General features: G+C 69.6%; 14 protein-coding genes. 6 read left to right on the top strand and 8 right to left on the bottom strand.

What is annotated here, in order from left to right; all coding sequences use genetic code 11:
- Positions 1-367 precede the first annotated feature (367 nt).
- Entirely contained in the window at positions 368-4,933 is a 4,566-nt protein-coding gene (gene gltB / locus IE269_RS05910) for a glutamate synthase large subunit (protein WP_189821663.1), read from the top strand.
- Complete coding sequence (locus IE269_RS05905) at positions 4,926-6,386, top strand: glutamate synthase subunit beta (RefSeq protein ID WP_189821662.1); 1,461 nt, start codon at positions 4,926-4,928, stop codon at positions 6,384-6,386. The genes gltB and IE269_RS05905 overlap by 8 nt, the downstream gene beginning before the upstream one ends.
- Positions 6,387-6,548: 162 nt before the next feature.
- On the opposite strand, the gene IE269_RS05900 is transcribed toward IE269_RS05905, so the two are convergent.
- Genes IE269_RS05900 through IE269_RS05880 form a run of 6 tightly spaced genes read right to left on the bottom strand, consistent with a single transcriptional unit; the run spans position 6,549 to position 12,276 of the window.
- The gene (locus tag IE269_RS05900; protein ID WP_189821661.1) at positions 6,549-7,481 is read right to left on the bottom strand and encodes a hypothetical protein; all 933 of its coding nucleotides are present in this window, start codon (positions 7,479-7,481) and stop codon (positions 6,549-6,551) included.
- Positions 7,482-7,487: 6 nt separating this feature from the next.
- The gene (locus tag IE269_RS05895; RefSeq protein ID WP_229897824.1) at positions 7,488-8,498 is read right to left on the bottom strand and encodes an SCO2521 family protein; all 1,011 of its coding nucleotides are present in this window, start codon (positions 8,496-8,498) and stop codon (positions 7,488-7,490) included.
- A gap of 38 nt (positions 8,499-8,536) precedes the next feature.
- Positions 8,537-9,502: an SCO2522 family protein gene (locus tag IE269_RS05890; protein WP_189822070.1), complete on the bottom strand. Its 966-nt coding sequence runs from the start codon at positions 9,500-9,502 to the stop codon at positions 8,537-8,539.
- On the bottom strand, positions 9,499-10,416 hold the full coding sequence (locus IE269_RS05885) for an SCO2523 family variant P-loop protein (RefSeq protein ID WP_189821659.1): 918 nt from the start codon (positions 10,414-10,416) through the stop codon (positions 9,499-9,501). Before IE269_RS05885 ends, IE269_RS05890 begins: the two co-directional genes overlap by 4 nt.
- Positions 10,417-10,420: 4 nt before the next feature.
- Positions 10,421-10,615: a hypothetical protein gene (locus IE269_RS42980; protein ID WP_308436957.1), complete on the bottom strand. Its 195-nt coding sequence runs from the start codon at positions 10,613-10,615 to the stop codon at positions 10,421-10,423.
- 47 nt (positions 10,616-10,662) lie between these two features.
- Positions 10,663-12,276, bottom strand: coding sequence for an SCO2524 family protein (locus IE269_RS05880; protein WP_308436958.1), 1,614 nt, complete (start codon positions 12,274-12,276; stop codon positions 10,663-10,665).
- Positions 12,277-12,554: 278 nt separating this feature from the next.
- Here IE269_RS05880 and IE269_RS05875 point away from each other — a divergent pair, with 278 nt between their 5' ends.
- A complete protein-coding gene (locus tag IE269_RS05875; protein WP_189821658.1) occupies positions 12,555-13,694 on the top strand; it encodes a GNAT family N-acetyltransferase in 1,140 nt (379 codons plus the stop codon).
- Here IE269_RS05875 and IE269_RS05870 read toward each other — a convergent pair.
- Positions 13,659-14,639 carry an FAD-dependent oxidoreductase gene (locus IE269_RS05870; protein ID WP_189821657.1) on the bottom strand — a complete coding sequence of 327 codons (981 nt, stop codon included), beginning with the start codon at positions 14,637-14,639 and terminating at the stop codon, positions 13,659-13,661. The two genes, IE269_RS05875 and IE269_RS05870, sit on opposite strands and share 36 nt — an antisense overlap.
- 171 nt (positions 14,640-14,810) lie before the next feature.
- Between IE269_RS05870 and IE269_RS05865 the strand changes: the two genes are divergently transcribed.
- Genes IE269_RS05865 through IE269_RS05855 form a run of 3 tightly spaced genes read left to right on the top strand, consistent with a single transcriptional unit; the run spans position 14,811 to position 17,332 of the window.
- On the top strand, positions 14,811-15,761 hold the full coding sequence (locus IE269_RS05865) for a hypothetical protein (protein ID WP_189821656.1): 951 nt from the start codon (positions 14,811-14,813) through the stop codon (positions 15,759-15,761).
- A gap of 25 nt (positions 15,762-15,786) precedes the next feature.
- A complete protein-coding gene (locus IE269_RS05860) occupies positions 15,787-16,494 on the top strand; it encodes a hypothetical protein (RefSeq protein ID WP_189821655.1) in 708 nt (235 codons plus the stop codon).
- The gene (locus tag IE269_RS05855; protein WP_189821654.1) at positions 16,484-17,332 is read left to right on the top strand and encodes an inositol monophosphatase family protein; all 849 of its coding nucleotides are present in this window, start codon (positions 16,484-16,486) and stop codon (positions 17,330-17,332) included. Before IE269_RS05860 ends, IE269_RS05855 begins: the two co-directional genes overlap by 11 nt.
- 38 nt (positions 17,333-17,370) lie before the next feature.
- On the opposite strand, the gene IE269_RS05850 is transcribed toward IE269_RS05855, so the two are convergent.
- Entirely contained in the window at positions 17,371-18,561 is a 1,191-nt protein-coding gene (locus IE269_RS05850; protein ID WP_229897827.1) for an SLC13 family permease, read from the bottom strand.
- Positions 18,562-18,711: the final 150 nt, after the last annotated feature.

The following is an 18,711-nucleotide window of genomic DNA, read 5'->3' as shown; positions in this document are numbered from 1 at the left end:
CCGGGGGTTTTTCCGCACCCGATGGCGAGTGTGACGTACGCCCCGGCGCGGATCCCGGACTCTCCCCGTAGGATGTGGCTATATGCAAGGTGTCGCATAAGTAGTCGTTACTCATCGGTTTCGTCTAGTTGACCGCCGGGCATGAGCCGTAAGCGCCGCAGGCAATGAAGCTTGCTTCGCTACGGTCCGGAGAGTGGCGTTCTGTCCGCCTCCACACCACATCCACCGCTTCGCGCGGTGTCCGCATGGTGGAATGCGCCTTCCGCTTCCTGAGAAGCCAGCCATCATGTAACCTGCACGAAATTTCGCGGAGGGCCAGTGTCGTCCCTCGGTATCTGCATATGCCACGACGACGACGGGAGTGCCGATGCGTACCCACGCCTGGTCGCCCATGGACGGTCGCCCCGCCCAGCAGGGGCTGTACGACCCCCGCAACGAGCACGACGCATGCGGCGTCGGCTTTGTCGCCACCCTTACCGGTGTGGCCTCCCATGAGCTGGTCGAGCAGGCGCTGACCGTACTGCGCAACCTCGAACACCGCGGTGCCACCGGTTCCGAGCCCGACTCCGGTGACGGCGCCGGCATCCTGCTCCAGGTCCCGGACGCCTTCCTCCGCGAGGTCGTGGACTTCGAGCTTCCGGCGGCCGGGGCATATGCCGTGGGCATCGCGTTCCTGCCCGCCGACGAGGTGCTCGCCGCCGACGCCGTCTCACAGCTCGAGACGATCGCGGGCGAAGAGGGCCTCACCGTCCTCGGGTGGCGTGAAGTCCCCGTCACCCCCGCCCTGTTGGGCAACGGCGCACGCGCCACCATGCCGACCTTCAAGCAGCTCTTCGTCTCGGACGGTGAGAACGAGGGCATCGTCCTGGACCGCAAGGCGTTCGTCCTGCGCAAGCGCGCCGAGCGCGAGGCCGGTGTGTACTTCCCGTCGCTCTCCGCGCGCACCCTGGTCTACAAGGGCATGCTCACCACCGGGCAGCTGGAGCCGTTCTTCCCTGACCTCTCCGACCGCCGCTGCGCGACCACCGTCGCGCTCGTGCACTCCCGGTTCTCGACCAACACCTTCCCCAGCTGGCCGCTGGCCCACCCGTACCGTTTCGTCGCGCACAACGGCGAGATCAACACGGTCAAGGGCAACCGCAACTGGATGAAGGCCCGAGAGTCCCAGCTCGCCTCCGACCTCTTCGGTGCGGAGAAGCTGGACCGGATCTTCCCCGTCTGTACGCCCGACGCCTCCGACTCGGCGTCCTTCGACGAGGTCCTCGAACTCCTGCACCTGGGCGGGCGTTCGCTGCCGCACTCGGTGCTGATGATGGTTCCCGAGGCGTGGGAGAACCACGACTCCATGGACCCGGCCCGCCGCGCGTTCTACCAGTACCACTCCACGATGATGGAGCCCTGGGACGGCCCGGCCTGCGTCACCTTCACCGACGGCACCCAGGTCGGCGCGGTCCTCGACCGCAACGGTCTGCGCCCCGGGCGTTACTGGGTCACCGACGACGGCCTCGTCGTCCTCTCCTCCGAGGTCGGCGTCCTGGACATCGACCCCGCGAAGGTCGTCCGCAAGGGCCGCCTCCAGCCCGGCAAGATGTTCCTCGTCGACACCGCCGAGCGCCGCATCGTCGAGGACGACGAGATCAAGGCCCAGCTCGCGGCGGAGCACCCGTACGAGCAGTGGCTCGAAACCGGCGAGATCGAGCTCGAAGACCTCCCCGAGCGCGAGCACATCGTGCACACCCACGCCTCGGTCACCCGCCGCCAGCAGACCTTCGGCTACACCGAGGAAGAGCTGCGCGTCATCCTCGCGCCGATGGCCCGCACGGGCGGCGAGCCGCTCGGCTCCATGGGCACGGACTCGCCGATCGCGGCCCTCTCCGAGCGCCCCCGGCTGCTCTTCGACTACTTCACCCAGCTCTTCGCGCAGGTCACCAACCCGCCGCTGGACGCCATCCGCGAGGAGCTCGTCACCTCGCTGCGCTCCTCGCTGGGCCCGGCCGGCAACCTCCTGGAGCCGACCGCCGCATCCTGCCGCTCGGTCACCCTCCCCTTCCCGGTGATCGACAACGACGAGCTGGCCAAGCTCATCCACATCAACGCCGACGGCGACATGCCCGGGATGAAGGCCGCGACGCTGTCCGGCCTGTACCGGGTCAGTGGCGGCGGGGACGCCCTGGCCGCCCGTATCGAGGAGATCTGCACCGAGGTCGACGCCGCCATCGAGGCGGGCGCACGCCTGATCGTGCTCTCCGACCGGCACTCCGACGCCGAGCACGCGCCGATGCCCTCGCTGCTGCTCACCTCCGCCGTCCACCACCACCTCATCCGCACCAAGCAGCGCACCCAGGTGGGTCTGCTGGTCGAGGCCGGTGACGTCCGCGAGGTCCACCACGTCGCGCTGCTCATCGGGTACGGCGCCGCAGCCGTCAACCCGTACCTCGCGATGGAGTCCGTCGAGGACCTGGTCCGCGCGGGCACCTTCATCGAGACCGACGACGCCGAGCAGGCCATCCGGAACCTGATCTACGCGCTCGGCAAGGGCGTCCTGAAGGTCATGTCCAAGATGGGCATCTCGACCGTCGCCTCCTACCGGGGCGCGCAGGTCTTCGAGGCCGTCGGCCTGGACGAGGCGTTCGTCGCGAAGTACTTCAACGGCACCGCCACCAAGATCGGCGGCGCGGGTCTGGACGTCGTCGCCAAGGAGGTCGCCGCCCGGCACGCCAAGGCGTACCCGGCCTCCGGCATCGCCGCCTCGCACCGCCGCCTGGAGATCGGCGGCGAGTACCAGTGGCGCCGCGAGGGCGAGCCGCACCTGTTCGACCCGGAGACGGTCTTCCGCCTCCAGCACGCCACGCGCAACCGCCGGTACGACATCTTCAAGAAGTACACGGACCGCGTGAACGAGCAGTCCGAGCGCCTGATGACGCTGCGCGGCCTCTTCGGCTTCAGCAGCGACCGCGCCTCGATCTCCATCGACGAGGTCGAGCCCGCGTCCGAGATCGTCAAGCGCTTCTCCACGGGCGCCATGTCGTACGGCTCCATCTCGCAGGAGGCGCACGAGACCCTCGCCATCGCCATGAACCAGCTGGGCGGCAAGTCCAACACCGGTGAGGGCGGCGAGGACCCGGAGCGTCTGTACGACCCGGCGCGCCGCTCCTCCATCAAGCAGGTCGCCTCCGGCCGCTTCGGTGTGACGTCCGAGTACCTGGTCAACGCGGACGACATCCAGATCAAGATGGCGCAGGGCGCGAAGCCCGGCGAGGGCGGCCAGCTGCCCGGCCACAAGGTCTACCCGTGGGTCGCCAAGACGCGTCACTCGACGCCGGGCGTGGGCCTCATCTCCCCGCCGCCGCACCACGACATCTACTCCATCGAGGACCTGGCTCAGCTGATCCACGACCTCAAGAACGCCAACCCGGCCGCCCGCATCCACGTGAAGCTGGTCTCCGAGGTCGGCGTCGGCACGGTCGCCGCCGGTGTCTCCAAGGCCCACGCGGACGTCGTCCTGATCTCCGGCCACGACGGCGGAACGGGCGCATCCCCGCTGACCTCCCTCAAGCACGCGGGCGGCCCCTGGGAGCTCGGCCTCGCCGAGACCCAGCAGACCCTGCTGCTCAACGGCCTGCGCGACCGCATCGTCGTCCAGACCGACGGCCAGCTGAAGACCGGCCGCGACGTCGTCATCGCCGCGCTGCTCGGCGCCGAGGAGTTCGGTTTCGCGACCGCGCCGCTCGTCGTCTCCGGCTGCGTCATGATGCGCGTCTGCCACCTCGACACCTGCCCGGTCGGCATCGCCACCCAAAACCCGGTGCTGCGCGAACGCTTCTCCGGCAAGGCCGAGTACATCGTCAACTTCTTCCAGTACATCGCCGAGGAGGTCCGCGAACTGCTGGCCGAACTGGGCTTCCGTACCCTCGAAGAGGCCGTCGGCCACGCCGAGCTGCTCGACACCTCCCGTGCCGTACGCCACTGGAAGGCCCAGGGCCTCGACCTGGCCCCCCTCTTCCACGTGCCCGAGCTGCCCGAGGGCGCGGTCCGCCACCAGGTCACCGTCCAGGACCACGCCCTGGAGAAGGCCCTCGACAACCAGCTGATCAAGCTGGCCGCCGACGCCCTCCACGCGGACTCCGCCGAGGCCGCCCAGCCGGTCCGCGCGCAGATCGCCATCCGCAACATCAACCGCACCGTCGGCACGATGCTCGGCCACGAGGTGACGAAGAAGTTCGGCGGTGCGGGCCTGCCCGACGACACCATCGACATCACCTTCACCGGCTCGGCAGGCCAGTCCTTCGGCGCGTTCGTCCCCAGCGGCGTGACCCTGCGCCTCGAAGGCGACGCCAACGACTACGTCGGCAAGGGCCTCTCCGGCGGCCGGATCGTCGTCCGCCCGGACCGGGGCGCCGACCACCTCGCCGAGTACTCCACGATCGCGGGCAACACGATCGGCTACGGCGCCACCGGCGGCGAGCTGTTCCTGCGCGGCCGCACCGGCGAGCGCTTCTGCGTCCGCAACTCCGGTGCGACGGTCGTCTCGGAGGGCGTGGGCGACCACGGCTGCGAGTACATGACCGGCGGCCACGCGGTCGTCCTCGGCGAGACCGGACGCAACTTCGCGGCCGGCATGTCCGGCGGCATCGCGTACGTCATCGACCTGGACCGGGACAACGTCAACGCGGGCAACCTGGGCGCGATCGAGGCCCTGTCCACCTCCGACCAGCAGTGGCTGCACGACGTCGTGCGCCGCCACCAGGAGGAGACCGGCTCGACCGTCGCGGCGAAGCTGCTGGCCGACTGGCCCGCCGCTGCCGCCCGCTTCAGCAAGATCATTCCTTCCACGTACAAGGCAGTGCTCGCCGCCAAGGACGCCGCTGAGCTCGCCGGTCTCTCCGAGCAGGAGACCACCGAGAAGATGATGGAGGCGGCGACCAATGGCTGACCCCAAGGGCTTTCTGACCACCGGGCGCGAAGTCGCCCAGTCCCGCCCCGTCGAGGACCGGGTGAAGGACTGGAACGAGGTCTACGTTCCCAAGTCCCTCCTGCCGATCATCAGCAAGCAGGCCGGACGCTGCATGGACTGCGGCATCCCGTTCTGCCACAACGGCTGCCCGCTCGGGAACCTCATCCCCGAGTGGAACGACTACGCGTACAGGGAGGACTGGAGCGCCGCCTCCGAGCGCCTGCACGCGACGAACAACTTCCCGGAGTTCACGGGCCGCCTCTGCCCCGCCCCCTGCGAGTCGGCGTGCGTCCTGGGCATCAACCAGCCCGCCGTCACCATCAAGAACGTCGAAGTCACCATCATCGACAAGGCCTGGGACAGCGGCGACGTCACCCCGCAGCCCCCGGAGCGCCTCTCCGGCAAGACCGTCGCCGTCATCGGCTCCGGCCCCGCCGGTCTGGCCGCCGCCCAGCAGCTCACCCGGGCCGGCCACACGGTCGCCGTCTACGAGCGCGCCGACCGCATCGGCGGCCTGCTCCGCTACGGCATCCCCGAGTTCAAGATGGAGAAGTCGCACATCAACCGCCGCATCGAGCAGATGCGGGCCGAGGGCACCAAGTTCCGCACGGAGGTGGAGATCGGCCGCGACATCGACGCGGCGAAGCTGCGCCGCCGCTACGACGCGGTGGTCGTCGCCGCCGGTGCGACGGTCTCCCGCGACCTCCCGGTCCCGGGCCGCTCCCTGGGCGGCATCCACTTCGCGATGGAGTACCTGCCCCTCGCCAACAAGGTGCAGGAGGGCGACCTCACCGTCGCCCCCATCACCGCCGAGGGCAAGCACGTCGTGGTCATCGGCGGCGGCGACACGGGCGCGGACTGCGTGGGCACCGCCCACCGCCAGGGCGCCTTGTCCGTGACCCAGCTGGAGATCATGCCCAAGCCGGGCGAGGACCGTAACGCCAACCAGCCCTGGCCGACCTTCCCCATGCTGTACAAGGTCACCTCCGCGCACGAGGAGGGCGGCGAGCGGGTCTACTCCGTCTCCACCACCCACTTCGAGGGAGACGAGGACGGCAACGTGCAGTCGCTGCACCTCGTCGAGGTGGAGTTCAAGGACGGCAAGCTGGAGCAGAAGGCGGGCACCGAGCGCGTCATCCCCGCCCAGCTCGTCACTCTCGCGATGGGCTTCACGGGCACGGACCAGTCCAACGGCCTGGTCGAGCAGTTCGGCCTCGCGCTGGACGAGCGGGGCAACATCGCCCGCGACGGCGACTACGCGACCAACGTCGACGGCGTCTTCGTCGCCGGCGACGCGGGCCGCGGCCAGTCCCTCATCGTCTGGGCCATCGCGGAGGGCCGCTCGGCGGCGCGTGGGGTGGACCGCTACCTCACGGGTGTCAGCGCACTCCCGGCCCCGGTGAAGCCGACGGACCGGGCGCTGACCGTCTAGTCCCGGGCCCCTGTGCGCCGCCGGTAGGACCTGGCGTACGGTGTCCTGAGCGAAACCCCACATTCGTCCCGCCCAGCGTCGTGCGGAACTGAACGCGGCGCCCTCCCCGACTCGTCCCCGACCGGACAACTGGGGTGGGCGCCGCGGCGCGTTCCCGGGTGCTCAGGCGCCCTGCTGCCAGAGGCTTTCGAAACGGACCTTGCGCTGGAGCACGTCGACGGTGCGCAGGGTGATCAGCGTCGTCTCGATTTCCGGCTCGGGCTGCTCGCCGACCGCGAGCGTCATCTCGTAGCTCACCGCGTCGTCGAAGACGATGAAGTTGTACTTCGGCTGGAGCCAGGTGCTCGGCGTCAGCTCCGCCATCGACACCACCCGCACCTTGATGCCTAGGTCCTCCTGCTGTTCGCGCAGCCGGAAGATCACCGGGCTGTCGGGCCCCTGCCCGTCCGGCACGATGAACAGGCGCCGCACCTGCACCTGCCGTTCCTGGATCGCCGCGTGCTGGGCGCGCAAGTAGGTCTTGCCGAGTTCGGTGTCCCAGAACGCCTGGTCGATCGAGGTGCTGGTGGCGTCGATGGACGCGGTGGCACTGCGGGCCAGCGTCAGCAGCCAGTCGTGGTCCTCGCCCTGGTAGGCGGCTTCTCCGGTACGCAGGTCGTCCATCAGCTCCGACAGTCGGGCGATCTCGGACTTGGCGAACTTGTGCACTATCGGGGCGGTGGCCGACTTGATCCCGGCGGCCCGCGACACCAGCTCCATGACCTCCCGCGTCTCCACTGCGGAGTCATCCAGCCGTTGGACGAGTGCCGTTGACTCGTTGATCTGCGCAAAGCCTCGGCCGAACATCTCCTTGACCGAACCCATGTGCGCGTCGAAGCGCTTCTCCACGCCGCGGAGCCGCCGTTTGATCTCGTGCAGGGACACCAGCATGAGGGCCGTCCCTCCGGCGAACACCGACACTGCCAATGTCACCAGGGCGTCGTCCGGGCCCTCGTTGCTCACGAGCGTCGTCAGCAGGAACCCTCCGAGACCGGCGAGCACCATGACGGAAGCCTTCTTCAACACGGACGGTATGCGGGGCGTTCCTTGAGACATACCGGATCATCTCCTCGGCGCTGATGTCGGCGCGCGCGAGGACTCCGGCGCGGAATCGTGCAAGGGAAGCGACTGGAGAGCCAGTTGGTCGCGGATGCGCTGGACGAGCGTCTGCCACTGGCGGGTGAACCCCGGTTGTTGTTCCACACCGTTCCAGAGTTCCGGCAGCTCTCGCCCACTGCGGGCACCCGGCAGCCAAAGGTGCAGCAAATGGCTGACGGCGGGCCCGAGCCGATTCGCCACCTCGGGTCCGCTCAGCGAGCCCAGTGCGCGGCGCTCCACGACACGTATCAGTGTGGTCAATAGCCAGTCATGAAGGGCCAGTTCCTCGCAGAATGGCGGTACCGACGCCACGGCCTTCGCGTCCATCAGGCCTGGCAGTAGTAGGAGCAGGGTCCTCCGTTCCGTGTCGACGATCGTGAAGTGCACAGAGGGCTCGGCTCCCGGTGGCACCTGCCGCACCGCCCAGCGCAGCCGGGTCCGTCGGGACTTCAGTGGTGGCTGTCCGTCCAACAGTTCATGGCCCCGAGCGCGGTCCAGCAGTCGGCTCGCGATCGATCCAGGGTCCAGGAGGCCCGGCTCGGTCGCCCGCGGTGCGAGGAAGCCTGCCGTCAGGTCATCGGCCGTCGTCCGGCCCAGCCGCTCCACCAGGCCGGGGCGCACCAGGTAGTGGCTCCACGGCAGCCGCTGCCCAGAGACCGAGGTCGTGTACTGGAAGTGGGCGCTCGCCTGGATCACCCGCCCGCCGGTGAGCGCAGCGTGCGCACGGACCGTACCCACACCGCGCACCCGTGAGCCGGAAGCGGCGGGCAGTCGGCAGTCCACGCCGGTCAGCAGGTCGGGGGAGACGGCGTACACATTGGGGCGCTCGGAGACGCGCACCGGCTCGTCCGGGCGCAGCGCCAGGAACCGGGCGCACTGGTCCTGGGACAGTGGCAGCGAGGTCTGAAGCAGGGCGGTGCGCACCTCCCCGCACACCACAACCGTCTCGTGGCCCGCGTCTTTGTTTCCGGACACCTTGTCGCGTTTTGGGCGAGTCATTTCCACTGCCGCCGTCACGGTTCGAGGGCGAACGCGTAGTGGGCCCTGTCGGGCAGCTCAGGAGGCAGCACCACGCCCTCTCCCTTGGCCCGCCGCTCCACCTGCTCGCGCACCGGTGCCTCGATGTGCACCTGCCCCAGCAGTACCCGTACCGCGTGTTCCACGGGCAGGAAGCGGGTGGGCAGTACGGAGAAAGTGCGGTACGCGGCGAAGGGCTGCGCCCGGCGGTTCAGCCGCAGCAGCGCAGGCAGGGCCGCCCACTCGGCGGGGAAGGTGCCGCCGAACTCCTCGGGGCGCAGCACGGCGGCCCCGTCGTGCCGCAGCATCCCCAGCCGCAGCAACTGCCATACACCCGCCAGGAAGGGGCAGGACCAAAGCCGTTCGCCCTTCTGCTCGCTCCACAGTTCCACGTCCAGGAACACCGAGTGCTCCCGGGCCCCGGTCTCCGAGGCGGGCGCCCACGCGGGCGGTGTGCCGGCCATCGCCTCGGCGGAGTCCGCATGGTGCCCAGGGCTGCGCTGTCCGTTGCTCAGCCAGCCAACCTCGGAGGCGGGCGGGCGGGAGCCGTCGCTGCCGGGCGGCGGCGACTCCACCAGCCGCCCCTCCACAGCGCGGGCGGGTTCCCGGTTCCCGGCCCGCGCGCAGCCCGACTCACGGGCCAGGTAGTCGATGCGTACCTCTGCGGCTTCCGCCTCCTCGCACAGCATCGGTAGCACCAGGCTTGGGGAGGAGTGGCGGGTGAAGTAGTCGTCGACGAGGAAGCAGGTGCTGACCCGGGCCCGGGGGCCATGGGTGCGGACGGCGGCGGCGCGGGCCGCCTCCGCCCACGGCCGCACCTCGTCGAAGTGCGAGCGCAGCCGGGTGCGGCCCGCCGCGAAGTCCTCCATGTACAAGTGGCCCAGTTCCAGGGAGAGATGGGACAGCGGGACGGACTCGGTGCGGGGGTCCGCGGTCTCCTCGCGGAACACGGACTCCATCAGAACTCCTCCCAGGCCTTGTCGTCGACGAGGCGACGGGCCAGCTGTTCCAGGGCGCTGCGGGTCTCGGGGTTCGCGACCTGGGTCTCCAGCACGTCCTCATCGGTGATCAACTGCTCCTGGAGCTTCAGCACCGGCTCCTCGGGCACGCTCCCCAGCACCTTGCCGTGACCGAGTCCGTTCTCCGCGGCGAGCGCATCGAGCTGGCGGCTGACCGCGTGCATCCACACCGACTGGGGCGGGCGCGCGTGCTTTATGCCGGGGGAGTCCTGGCCCGGCACCACCGCCCGCACGAAGCGAAGCGCCGCACGCAGCCTGGCCGGGTCGTGGCCGAGGGCGATGCCGTTGGCGAGCAGGCCGCGCTCGCCGTAGACCAGTCCGGCGGCGGCGAGGATGTGCTGCCGGGTCCACCGGTGGAAGACCAGCCAATGGCAGGGGGCGGAGCGCAGTTCGGGGCGGGCGGTGCTCTCCAGTGCCATGTCCACCGCGAAGGAACGGCCCGCGCTGAGGTCCACGAGTACCAGGTCGAACTCCTCCTCCAACTGGGCAAAGAGCTTCGTACACCGGTTCACGGCTTCCTGGGCGGTGGCGAACTCGCCGCCGCCCAGGTCGCCCGGCACCAGCACCAGGCGTCCGGCACCGGCCGGGGCGTAGCGCAGTGAGTCGTGCTCGGAGCGGTCCCACACGTCGATGCGCAGCGGCTCGGTGACCGCGCCCCGCAGATGGCTGTGCAGGCCGCCGGAGGCGGCGCCGCGCGGGATGTCGGGCACGGCGAAGACGGCTGCGGCCGTCGGAGACCCGAAGTCGAAGTCCAGGTAGCAGACGTCGTCCCCGCGCAGGGCCCGCCGGTAGGCGAGGTTGGCGCTGGTGACGGAGCGGCCCGTGCCGCCCTTGTCGGACGCGGCGAAGACGAGCACGGCCTCAGCCCCCTTTGGTGCCGGCGTCGCGGGCGCGGGTCAGCGAGTTGAGGGTCCTCAAGGCTTCCATTGCCAGTGCGCAGGCGGTGCCGGGCTGTTGGGTGGCCACCTTCCTGGCGTGACGCAGGGTGATGTCCACGCTTTTCAGGTTGAGTTCCCGCGCGTCGTCCTCCTGGCCCTTCGCATGCAGCAGCTCCACGCCGAACAGTTGCCCCGCCTCGATGAGCAGAGCTGTCGCGACAGTGCTCAGTTCGCGGCTTCTGATGGGGGGTTGCTCATAGAGATGGGTGGCGGCGACCTGCCTTCCACCATGCGTTCCGACATGCTCCAGGACACCGGCTGTCCGGAGGTGTCGGGGGAGTGCGGGTACACCGCCTGCACGTTGTCCCAGAGCCGGGCTCCCGGACCGCGTGAGATACGGCGCCGCCACAGATGGTCGAGCAGGTGTTCCCCGAGCCGGAGCAGCCGGTCGTGGGAGTCGAGATTCTTCGAGAGTGCCGCGAGCTGAATGGTCCGCTTGAAGAGCTGCGCGGAAAAGTCGGACACCTGCCATTCGACAGGCGGGCCAAGCTCTTCCGCCCCGAACAGCGGAAGCCGCACTCCCGGACTGTGCAGGGCCATCGCCGGGTCGCCGGGAGTCAGCCGCCGGGTGACCCTGGCCCGGACCGCCAGCTCCTCCATGACCGTTACGGTCCGCGTCAGGTCGTCATCGGTGGCGCGTCGGCGTACCAGGTCCTGCACGAGGATGGCGGTTACGGAAAGGGTGGAGTACTCCGAGTACTCGGAGCGTGTCTGTGGAACTGTCGTGGGCCACGGGATGTCCTCCAGCGGCCAGCTTCCGTCGCCCCCGAACCGGGCGATCGCGGACCAGTACTGCTGGGTGATCTCCCACCGCATCCGCAGTGCGTCAGAGAGGCGCTGCTGCTCGTCGTCCAGGAGGCCGAGGGTGAGAGTGCGGTCGGAGAACAGGTCGACAATGCCGTCGAGGGCGACCACGGTGAAGTAGAGATAAGGCACATCGGCGGCGACACCCTCGGGCTGGTGGAGACCCGCGGTCGCGACGAGAACCTGGGGTGCCCCAGTCACCAGCCCCCATGACCAGCCGCACTCGAACAGCGTGTTCTCGTCGGCGAGTTCCCCCATGGTGTCGACGCCGAGGACGAAGGAGTCGCGGATCACGGCCCGCAGCGGCTTGAGTCGTTGCTGCAACTGCCGCACGACGATCCGGCCGGGGACTTGTTCCTGGTTGACCAACTCGATCAGGCTGCGGCCTCGGGAGCTCTCGGCCGCGAAGGTGTGGACGCTGAAACTTCGCAACAGGCTGATCATCGCTGCGGTGAGACGCTTCTTGGTTTCCACCTCCAGCTCCTTCGCACGCGCCACGAATTCCGCGCGGTGCGCTGTCCTGAGGAACTCCCTGAGGAATCCGAGCGTAGCCAGGGAAAGCGTCACGGACATGGAGTAGGAGTCGACCACGCCCAGCCTCTTCTGGTCGTCGGTCGGTTTTGCGTCCGTGGTGCCGGGATGTAAGTAGTAGCCGCCGCCGAAGGTGGGTGTGCCGTCTTCTGTCATGTGCCGACGCGTGTAATCACCGAGGAATTCGATGATCTTCATGGGTATTTCGAGGCGTCCGCCGAGGGGCTTCAGGACATCCAGTACGTCAGAGGCGATGCGGTCGGGATCGTCGAGCCGGAGTGCCGGAATCTCTGTCGCCGGATACATCAGACACAACAGGCGTTCGGTGTCGGCGACGCTGCTCCCCGTCGCCCAATGGTCCCCTTCCCGCTTCCCGTCGGGAAAGGAACTCTTCACCAGGGCGCGCCAGGTTTCCAGGAGTTGCTGCCGTGGCTCGATCCGCATCCCGTGTGCGCCTCCGCTCTGGCAGCTATCCTCCCCCTCCGGGGCGAATCGATAAAGTGGTGGGCGCTGATTGGGAAGGGGGTTATTCGTGTTCTTCCTGAGATGAATGTGAGGCAGTGGGGTTTACGGAGAAGACGCAGGGGGGTGGAATGTCGATGTCTCCGGGAACTGCGGTCACAAGAACGGCAGGTCCGCAGGACATGGTCGCGATTCGGGAAATCGCCGAAGACGCGTGCCGGCTGAGCGTGCGTCCACGTCGTACGGGCCCGAGGCGTTCCGTGCGTCTCCAGCAGAGCCGATTGCTCGACGAGGTCCTCGGGACCGGCCTGACCACCGGCCGCCTCCTGATCGCCGAACGGCAGGGCGAGGTGCTCGGGTACCTGACCTCCGAGACACCGACGCCCGACCACGTACGGATCACGTCGATGGCGGTGTGTGTTCGACACCGACGCACCGGCATCGGCCGGCTGCTCCTCGACCAACTGCTGGCGGGCACTCCCGCTGACACCTCCGTCTCCGCGGTGGTGGGCCTCGATGATCTCCCGTCCGCGGGCCTTCTGCTCTCGCGTGGATTCCTTGCTCCCGACTCCATCGAGTCGTCCCCCACCGAGCCCGACGTCCGCCTGTGCTACCGCTTCAAGCTGCGCGTCGAGTACATCGACCCGGACTCGCGGCAGTTGATACCCCTGGCCGAGCGTGACCACCTGCTCCGCGCGATCGCCGCCCCGGACGTGGGCATCACTGCCTTGGTCCGCCTCATGGGCGAACCGGCCTTCGAGGTGTCGCGATTCGAGCGCGACGATCCGGCCACGCTCCAGTCGGACGAGGCGGCGGCGGGCCTGACCTTCTCCGGGGCCGTGCTGGCGGCCATCACCTTCCTGCTCGGCTTCTCCTTCGCTTCCCAGCGATTCCCGGACGACGTACGCGTCCTGCTGATCGGGGCGACGTTCGCGACCACCATGTCCCTCATCATCTATGCGAGTGCCTCCGGTGAACTCGCCCGCATGCGCTCCAATGCCTTCGGCAGGATCATGAAGTGGGGCAATGTTCTCTCCGAGTACGGCGGAGTGCTCCCCTTCCTCATCTCATTGCCCATCACCTACGCCGAGGTGACGGGCAGTGAGGCTTCTGCGCTGACAGCAGGGGCGCTGCTCACTGTGGCATTGGCCCTGTACGAGCGCTCACGCTTCTCCATCGCCGACCGTTTCCGCTGGACCTTTCCCACGGTCGTGCTCGCGGCCCTGACCTGTCTCTCGCCGATCCTGGGGGTCCTGCTGGTCGTCCGCGGTTCCGCCAGTTGGCCGTGGGCCGCCGCGTTGATGACGGCCCTCGCCGCACGGTCTCTCGTCTACCTCTTCCGCAGAGGACCGGAGGCAGGAATGTCAGCGCGCCGTCCCACCTGGCAGGTCCGCCGTTGACCCGCCCAGTACCAGGCGGGCGACCTCACGTGCACATCCCCAGGAGAGGGTCAGCCCCGCCCCTCCGTGACCATAGTTGTGCACCAACCGCCCCTTCGATGCCGACCGCTCCTCCTCCAGCCTTACCCGGGGACGCGCGGGGCGCAGTCCGACCCGATGCCCGAGCACACTGGCTCCGCGCAGCCGTCCATCGACAGCGGCGCAGCGCGCGAAGATCGCTTCGGCCGCGTCCGCGTCGGGCCGCAGGTCCCAGACGTCCGGCCGTGTGGTACCGCCCAGCACCACGGTGTCGCTGTGCGGATAGATGTAGGTCAGCTCCTCGGAGTCGGGGGTGTCGTCGCAGAAGAACTCGGAGATGCCCGGGTTCGACACCACCACCAACTGGCCCTGCACCGCCGTCAGCGAAGAATCGGGAACCAACGAACGAGCCCCGGTTCCTGTGCAGTTGACGACCATCGGGGCAGCCTCCGCCGCTTCCCGCAAGGTGCGGTAGATGCGCGTGGCCACGCGCCCCCCGGCCGAGATCAGTCGGTTGTGAAGATGCTCCAGGAAAAGGGGCATGTCGACCACGGGTGCCCGGTAACGCCAGCCGCTGCGGTAACCGGGTGCCAACTCGCTGGGGGTGCACAACCGCCCGCCGAGTACGTCGAGCCATTCCGGAGGGTCGCAGACGGTGCGTGACTGCTGGGTTCCCAAGGCCATGCGTACCCCCACGCCGGTATCGGCGAGCCGGGACAACTCCGTGTAGGTGGAGGCGCCCCATACGTCCACCCGCTGTCGCGGGTGGACCAGATAGGGATCCCACATTGCGCCCGCGCCCGCGGAGGTTGTGAGATGTGGCGGCGCGGCCGCATGCACCGCGACCGACGCTCCGGCCTCGGCCAGACAGACCGCTGTGGACAAGCCGACTACTCCGGCGCCGACCACCACGACATCCGTTGTCATGGCGGCCACGCTACCGACGAGTGTGGTCTTCGCACAGGTGCCCTCCTGCCGGGACCCTTATCCAGTGCCCCCGACCACCCCCCGTGCCCCCTGGCGCCCCCGCCCTCCCCCTCCCTACGATCGAGTAATCAGGGGGAATCACGGGGGAGTTGAGAGCATGGAGGGCCGCACATGACAGTGCCCGCGAGACGCATCGAGCGCTTCGTCACCTGGGTCATGAAGAACGTCGACGTCGTTGTCGCGGCCGGTATCGCGCTCACCATCGGCCTTCTCGACATCTTCGGCGACGTCCTCACCGACGACGTGGTGTCGGGAGCGACGCTGCTCGTCCTCGGCGCCCTCGCCATCGGGTCGATCGTCGAGCGCGTCCGCCAGCCCACCAGCATCCAGGAGGCCCTGGCCGGGACCCGGCAGGCGCTGGAGGACCAGGCGATGGTCAGGTCGCTGCTCGGCAGCGAGGTCGCCTCCGCGCTGCGCGACGCCCGCCGCGACACCCACCTCTGGTACTTCAAGGGCGGCACCGGCACCTATCTGCGCGCGGTGACCCTGCCCAAGTGCGTGGAGTCGGCGAAGAACCAGCGCTCCCAGCTCAACATCAAGATCGACATCGTGAACCCGGCCGACGACCGCGCCTGCGCCGCCTACTCCCGCTTCCGGCAGATGTTCGCCGGTGAGCGGGCCGCCGCCACCGCCGCCCTGTGGACCCGCGACCGGGTCAAGAAGGAGGCGTACGCGACCGTGCTGGCAGCCGCCTGCTACCGGCAGCAGCTCGCCACGCTGGAGATCGCCGTCCATCTGTCGTCCGTGGTGTCCACGCTGCGCTTCGACCTGTCCGAGACGTGCCTGGTCATCACCCAGGACGACCCGTCCCGCACCAACCTGCTGATCCGCAAGGGCCAGCCGCTCTACGACTACTACGTCACCGAACTCCACCAGAGCCGCGAACAGGCCACCGAGCTGGACCTGCGCCGGGCCCCGCACCTCGCGCCCGAACCCACCGTCGACGAGGTCCGGGCCCTGTTCGACGCCCTCGGGATCGGGCTGCCGCGCTCGTTCACCGAGAGCGACGTCGGCGAGATCATCGTGAAGGCCCTGCACGCGGAGGACCCCTATCGGAGGTGAGGCGTCCCCGCGGGGGCGCACCGGCATGGACGCACACGCAAAAGCAAACAAAAGCGCAAGCGCAAGTGCCATCGCAAGCCTGGACTACGAGGAACTCGAAGCGGCCCTTGACCGCAGGCACACCGTCCTCCTGCGGGACCGTGCCCGCGCCGCACTCGTCGAAATCGCCACGGGGGAGAGGGAGTTGCCTGCCGTGCGGCATCCGCTCGGGTTTCTGTGCCTGCCGTTGCTGAGGGAGGGGCCGCGCGGGGTGTGCGTGCACCTCTTCGAGGAGGGGGCCGGGCCCGAACCGGGAATCTCACCGTTGCACTCGCACAGCTGGGACCTGCACAGCCATGTGCTGTACGGGCAGGTGGCCAATCTGCTGGTGCACACCGAGGACGGCGGCGACCGGCCCACCCACCGCGTGTTCGAGGTCAGGAGCGATCCGGACGGGACGGACGAGATCCTCCCGACGGACGAAGTCGTACGCAGTGCCCCCGGCCCCCGCCGGGTCAGCTCCGGCGGCGAGAGCTACACCCTGTCCGCCGGGAGGTTCCACGCCACCGTCGTCGAGGACGGGCAGCCCGCCGCCACCCTCGTCCTCGGGCTGGTCAGGCCCGGCCGGCTCGACCGGTCGCTGGGCCCGCTCGACGGCCGCGCCACCCGATCGTCGCGTCGCCTGTGCGACGCCCGCCAGACCGCCCGCACCGTCAGCACCGCGCTCGGGAGGATGGACCGCCGTGGCCCATGAGCACCGTACGTACGAGGACGCGCGCAGGAGTTACGAGGACGAGCGGAAGACCGCCGTAGCCGCCGTTGAGGAGGCCGGCGACCTGCTGCGGGGGCGCTACGGGGATCTGCGCACCGTCACCGGCAAGGGCAGCGCCGGAGACGTCGTCACCGATCTCGACCTCGCCTCCGAGCGCATCGTCCTGGAGCGCATCCGCCGCCGTTTCCCCGCCGACCGGATCCTGTCGGAGGAAGCGGGGGAGCTGCCCGGGGCGGGCGAGCGGACCTGGCTCGTCGACCCCCTCGACGGCAGCAACAACGTCGCCATCGGGCTCTGCGTGTACGTCGTCGGGGTCGGCCTGTGCCTCGGCGAGCGGCCCGTGGTCGGCGTCGTCCACGAACCCGTCACCCAGCAGACCTGGCACGCCGTCGCCGGGCGCGGGGCCCACGGGCCGCGCGGCCCGCTCACCGGGCCCCCGGCCGGGCTGCCCGCCGCCGGACCCGTCGTCGCCTGGACACAGGGGTACGACGTGGCGCGCGCCGATCCCGTCGCCGCCGCCCTGCGCGGGGCGCTGGAGCAGCGCTGCCGACGGGTTCTCCAGCTGTGGGCCCCGCTCATGGGGTGGAGCCTGCTCGCCCGGGGGGCCATCGACGCCTTCGTCGGCTACCGGGCCGAGGGCGTCGACCTGCCCGCCGGGGCGCTGCTCGCCGCCGAGGCCGGGGTGGAGCTGCGGACCCTCGCCGGGGAGCCGTTCCGGCCCGGGTTCAGCGGGCCGGGGAGCGGGCGGAGCTTCGTCGCGGGGCGCGGGGCGACCTTGGACTACGTACTGGAGGAAGTGGCGCGGGCGACGGCGCGCTGATCAGGTGGTGCATCGGGTGGCGGCGGCCCGGTGACCGGTCAGGTGCTGGCCGCGAGCGCCAGCGTCGACGCCAGCGTCGCCGTCACGGCCAGCACGAAGCCCGTGCCCAGGAACCGGCCCAGCTTGACCTTCGTCCCGTGCCACCGGCACCGCTCGAACCACAGCAGGGTGGCCAGCGACGCCCACGGGGTGACGACCGGGCCGACGTTGACGCCGATGAGCAGGGCCAGGAGCTGGTGGGAGTTGCCGGCGGGGATGGCGGCTTCCCCGGCGACGTACGCCGGAAGGTTGTTCAGTACGTTCGAGACGCCCGCTCCGACGCCCGCCGACCGCAGCATCCCGAGCAGCCCGTCGTCCGAGCCGAGGGCGGCGGAGAGGAGGGTGTGCAGGCCGTTGGAGTTGATGGTCTCCACGACCAGGAACATCCCCGGGACCAGGATCAGCAGCCGGTAGGGGATGAGGGACCACTTCAGCTCGGCGCGTCGGCGTACCGCGAAGACCACCACCACGACCAGCGCCGCCGCCCCCGACGCCATCCACAGCTCGACGTCCGCCACCAGGATGGCGAGGAGGAAGCCCGCGCACGCCGCCGCGCTCACCCGGAAGAGGACCGGGTCCGCCGGGACCGGTGTCGTCGGCGGCTCGTAGCGGTCCGCGCCCCGCTTGCCGCGCCGCCAGTAGAAGCCCCACAGGCACGCCGTCGTCACCGCGATCGACGCGAGCTGTGCCGCCCACAGGGTCGCCGCCAGGCCGGACGCGGAGAGCGCGATGCGGTCGGCGGCGAGGAGGTTGGTGAGGTTGGAGGCGGGGAGGAGGAGGCTCGCGGTGTTCGCCAGCCACACCGTCGTCATCGCCATGGGCAGCGCGGCGATCCCGACCCGCGTCGCCAGCGCCAGCATGACCGGGGTGAGGAGGACCGCCGTCGTGTCCAGGTTCAGCGCGATGGTCGTGACGGACGCGAAGGCCACGCACAGGAGGAAGAGCGCCAGGTAGTTGCCGCGAGCCGTCCGGGCCACCCAGGAGGCGATCACGTCGAAGACGCCCGCCTTGCCGGTCAGCTCGCCCAGCACGATCACCGTGGCCAGGAACAGCAGCAGCGGGCCGATCCGCTCCATGACGTCACCCGCCGGACTCGTCGGCAGCAGCCCGGTCGCCACGGCGAGCAGCCCGAGCGCGAGCAGCCCGAAGGCCACCCAGTCCAGCGGATGAAGACGTCTGAGGAGGTGCACCGGGACAGGTTACGGGCCCGCTCACTTGTCCGGGAGAGGACGTGTGCCGGGCGGACCACTTCTCCGGGAGGGGGCGTGCTGCGGAGGGATCCCCTCGCAGGGAGGGGACGTACTGCGGAGCAGATCACTTCTCCGGAGGTGCGCCCTACC

The sequence above is a fragment of the Streptomyces spiroverticillatus genome (assembly GCA_014650415.1).
Lineage (GTDB): Bacteria > Actinomycetota > Actinomycetes > Streptomycetales > Streptomycetaceae > Streptomyces > Streptomyces spiroverticillatus.
Note: the sequence above shows the minus strand (reverse complement) of the source record. Positions and strands in the feature narration are given on the sequence as shown.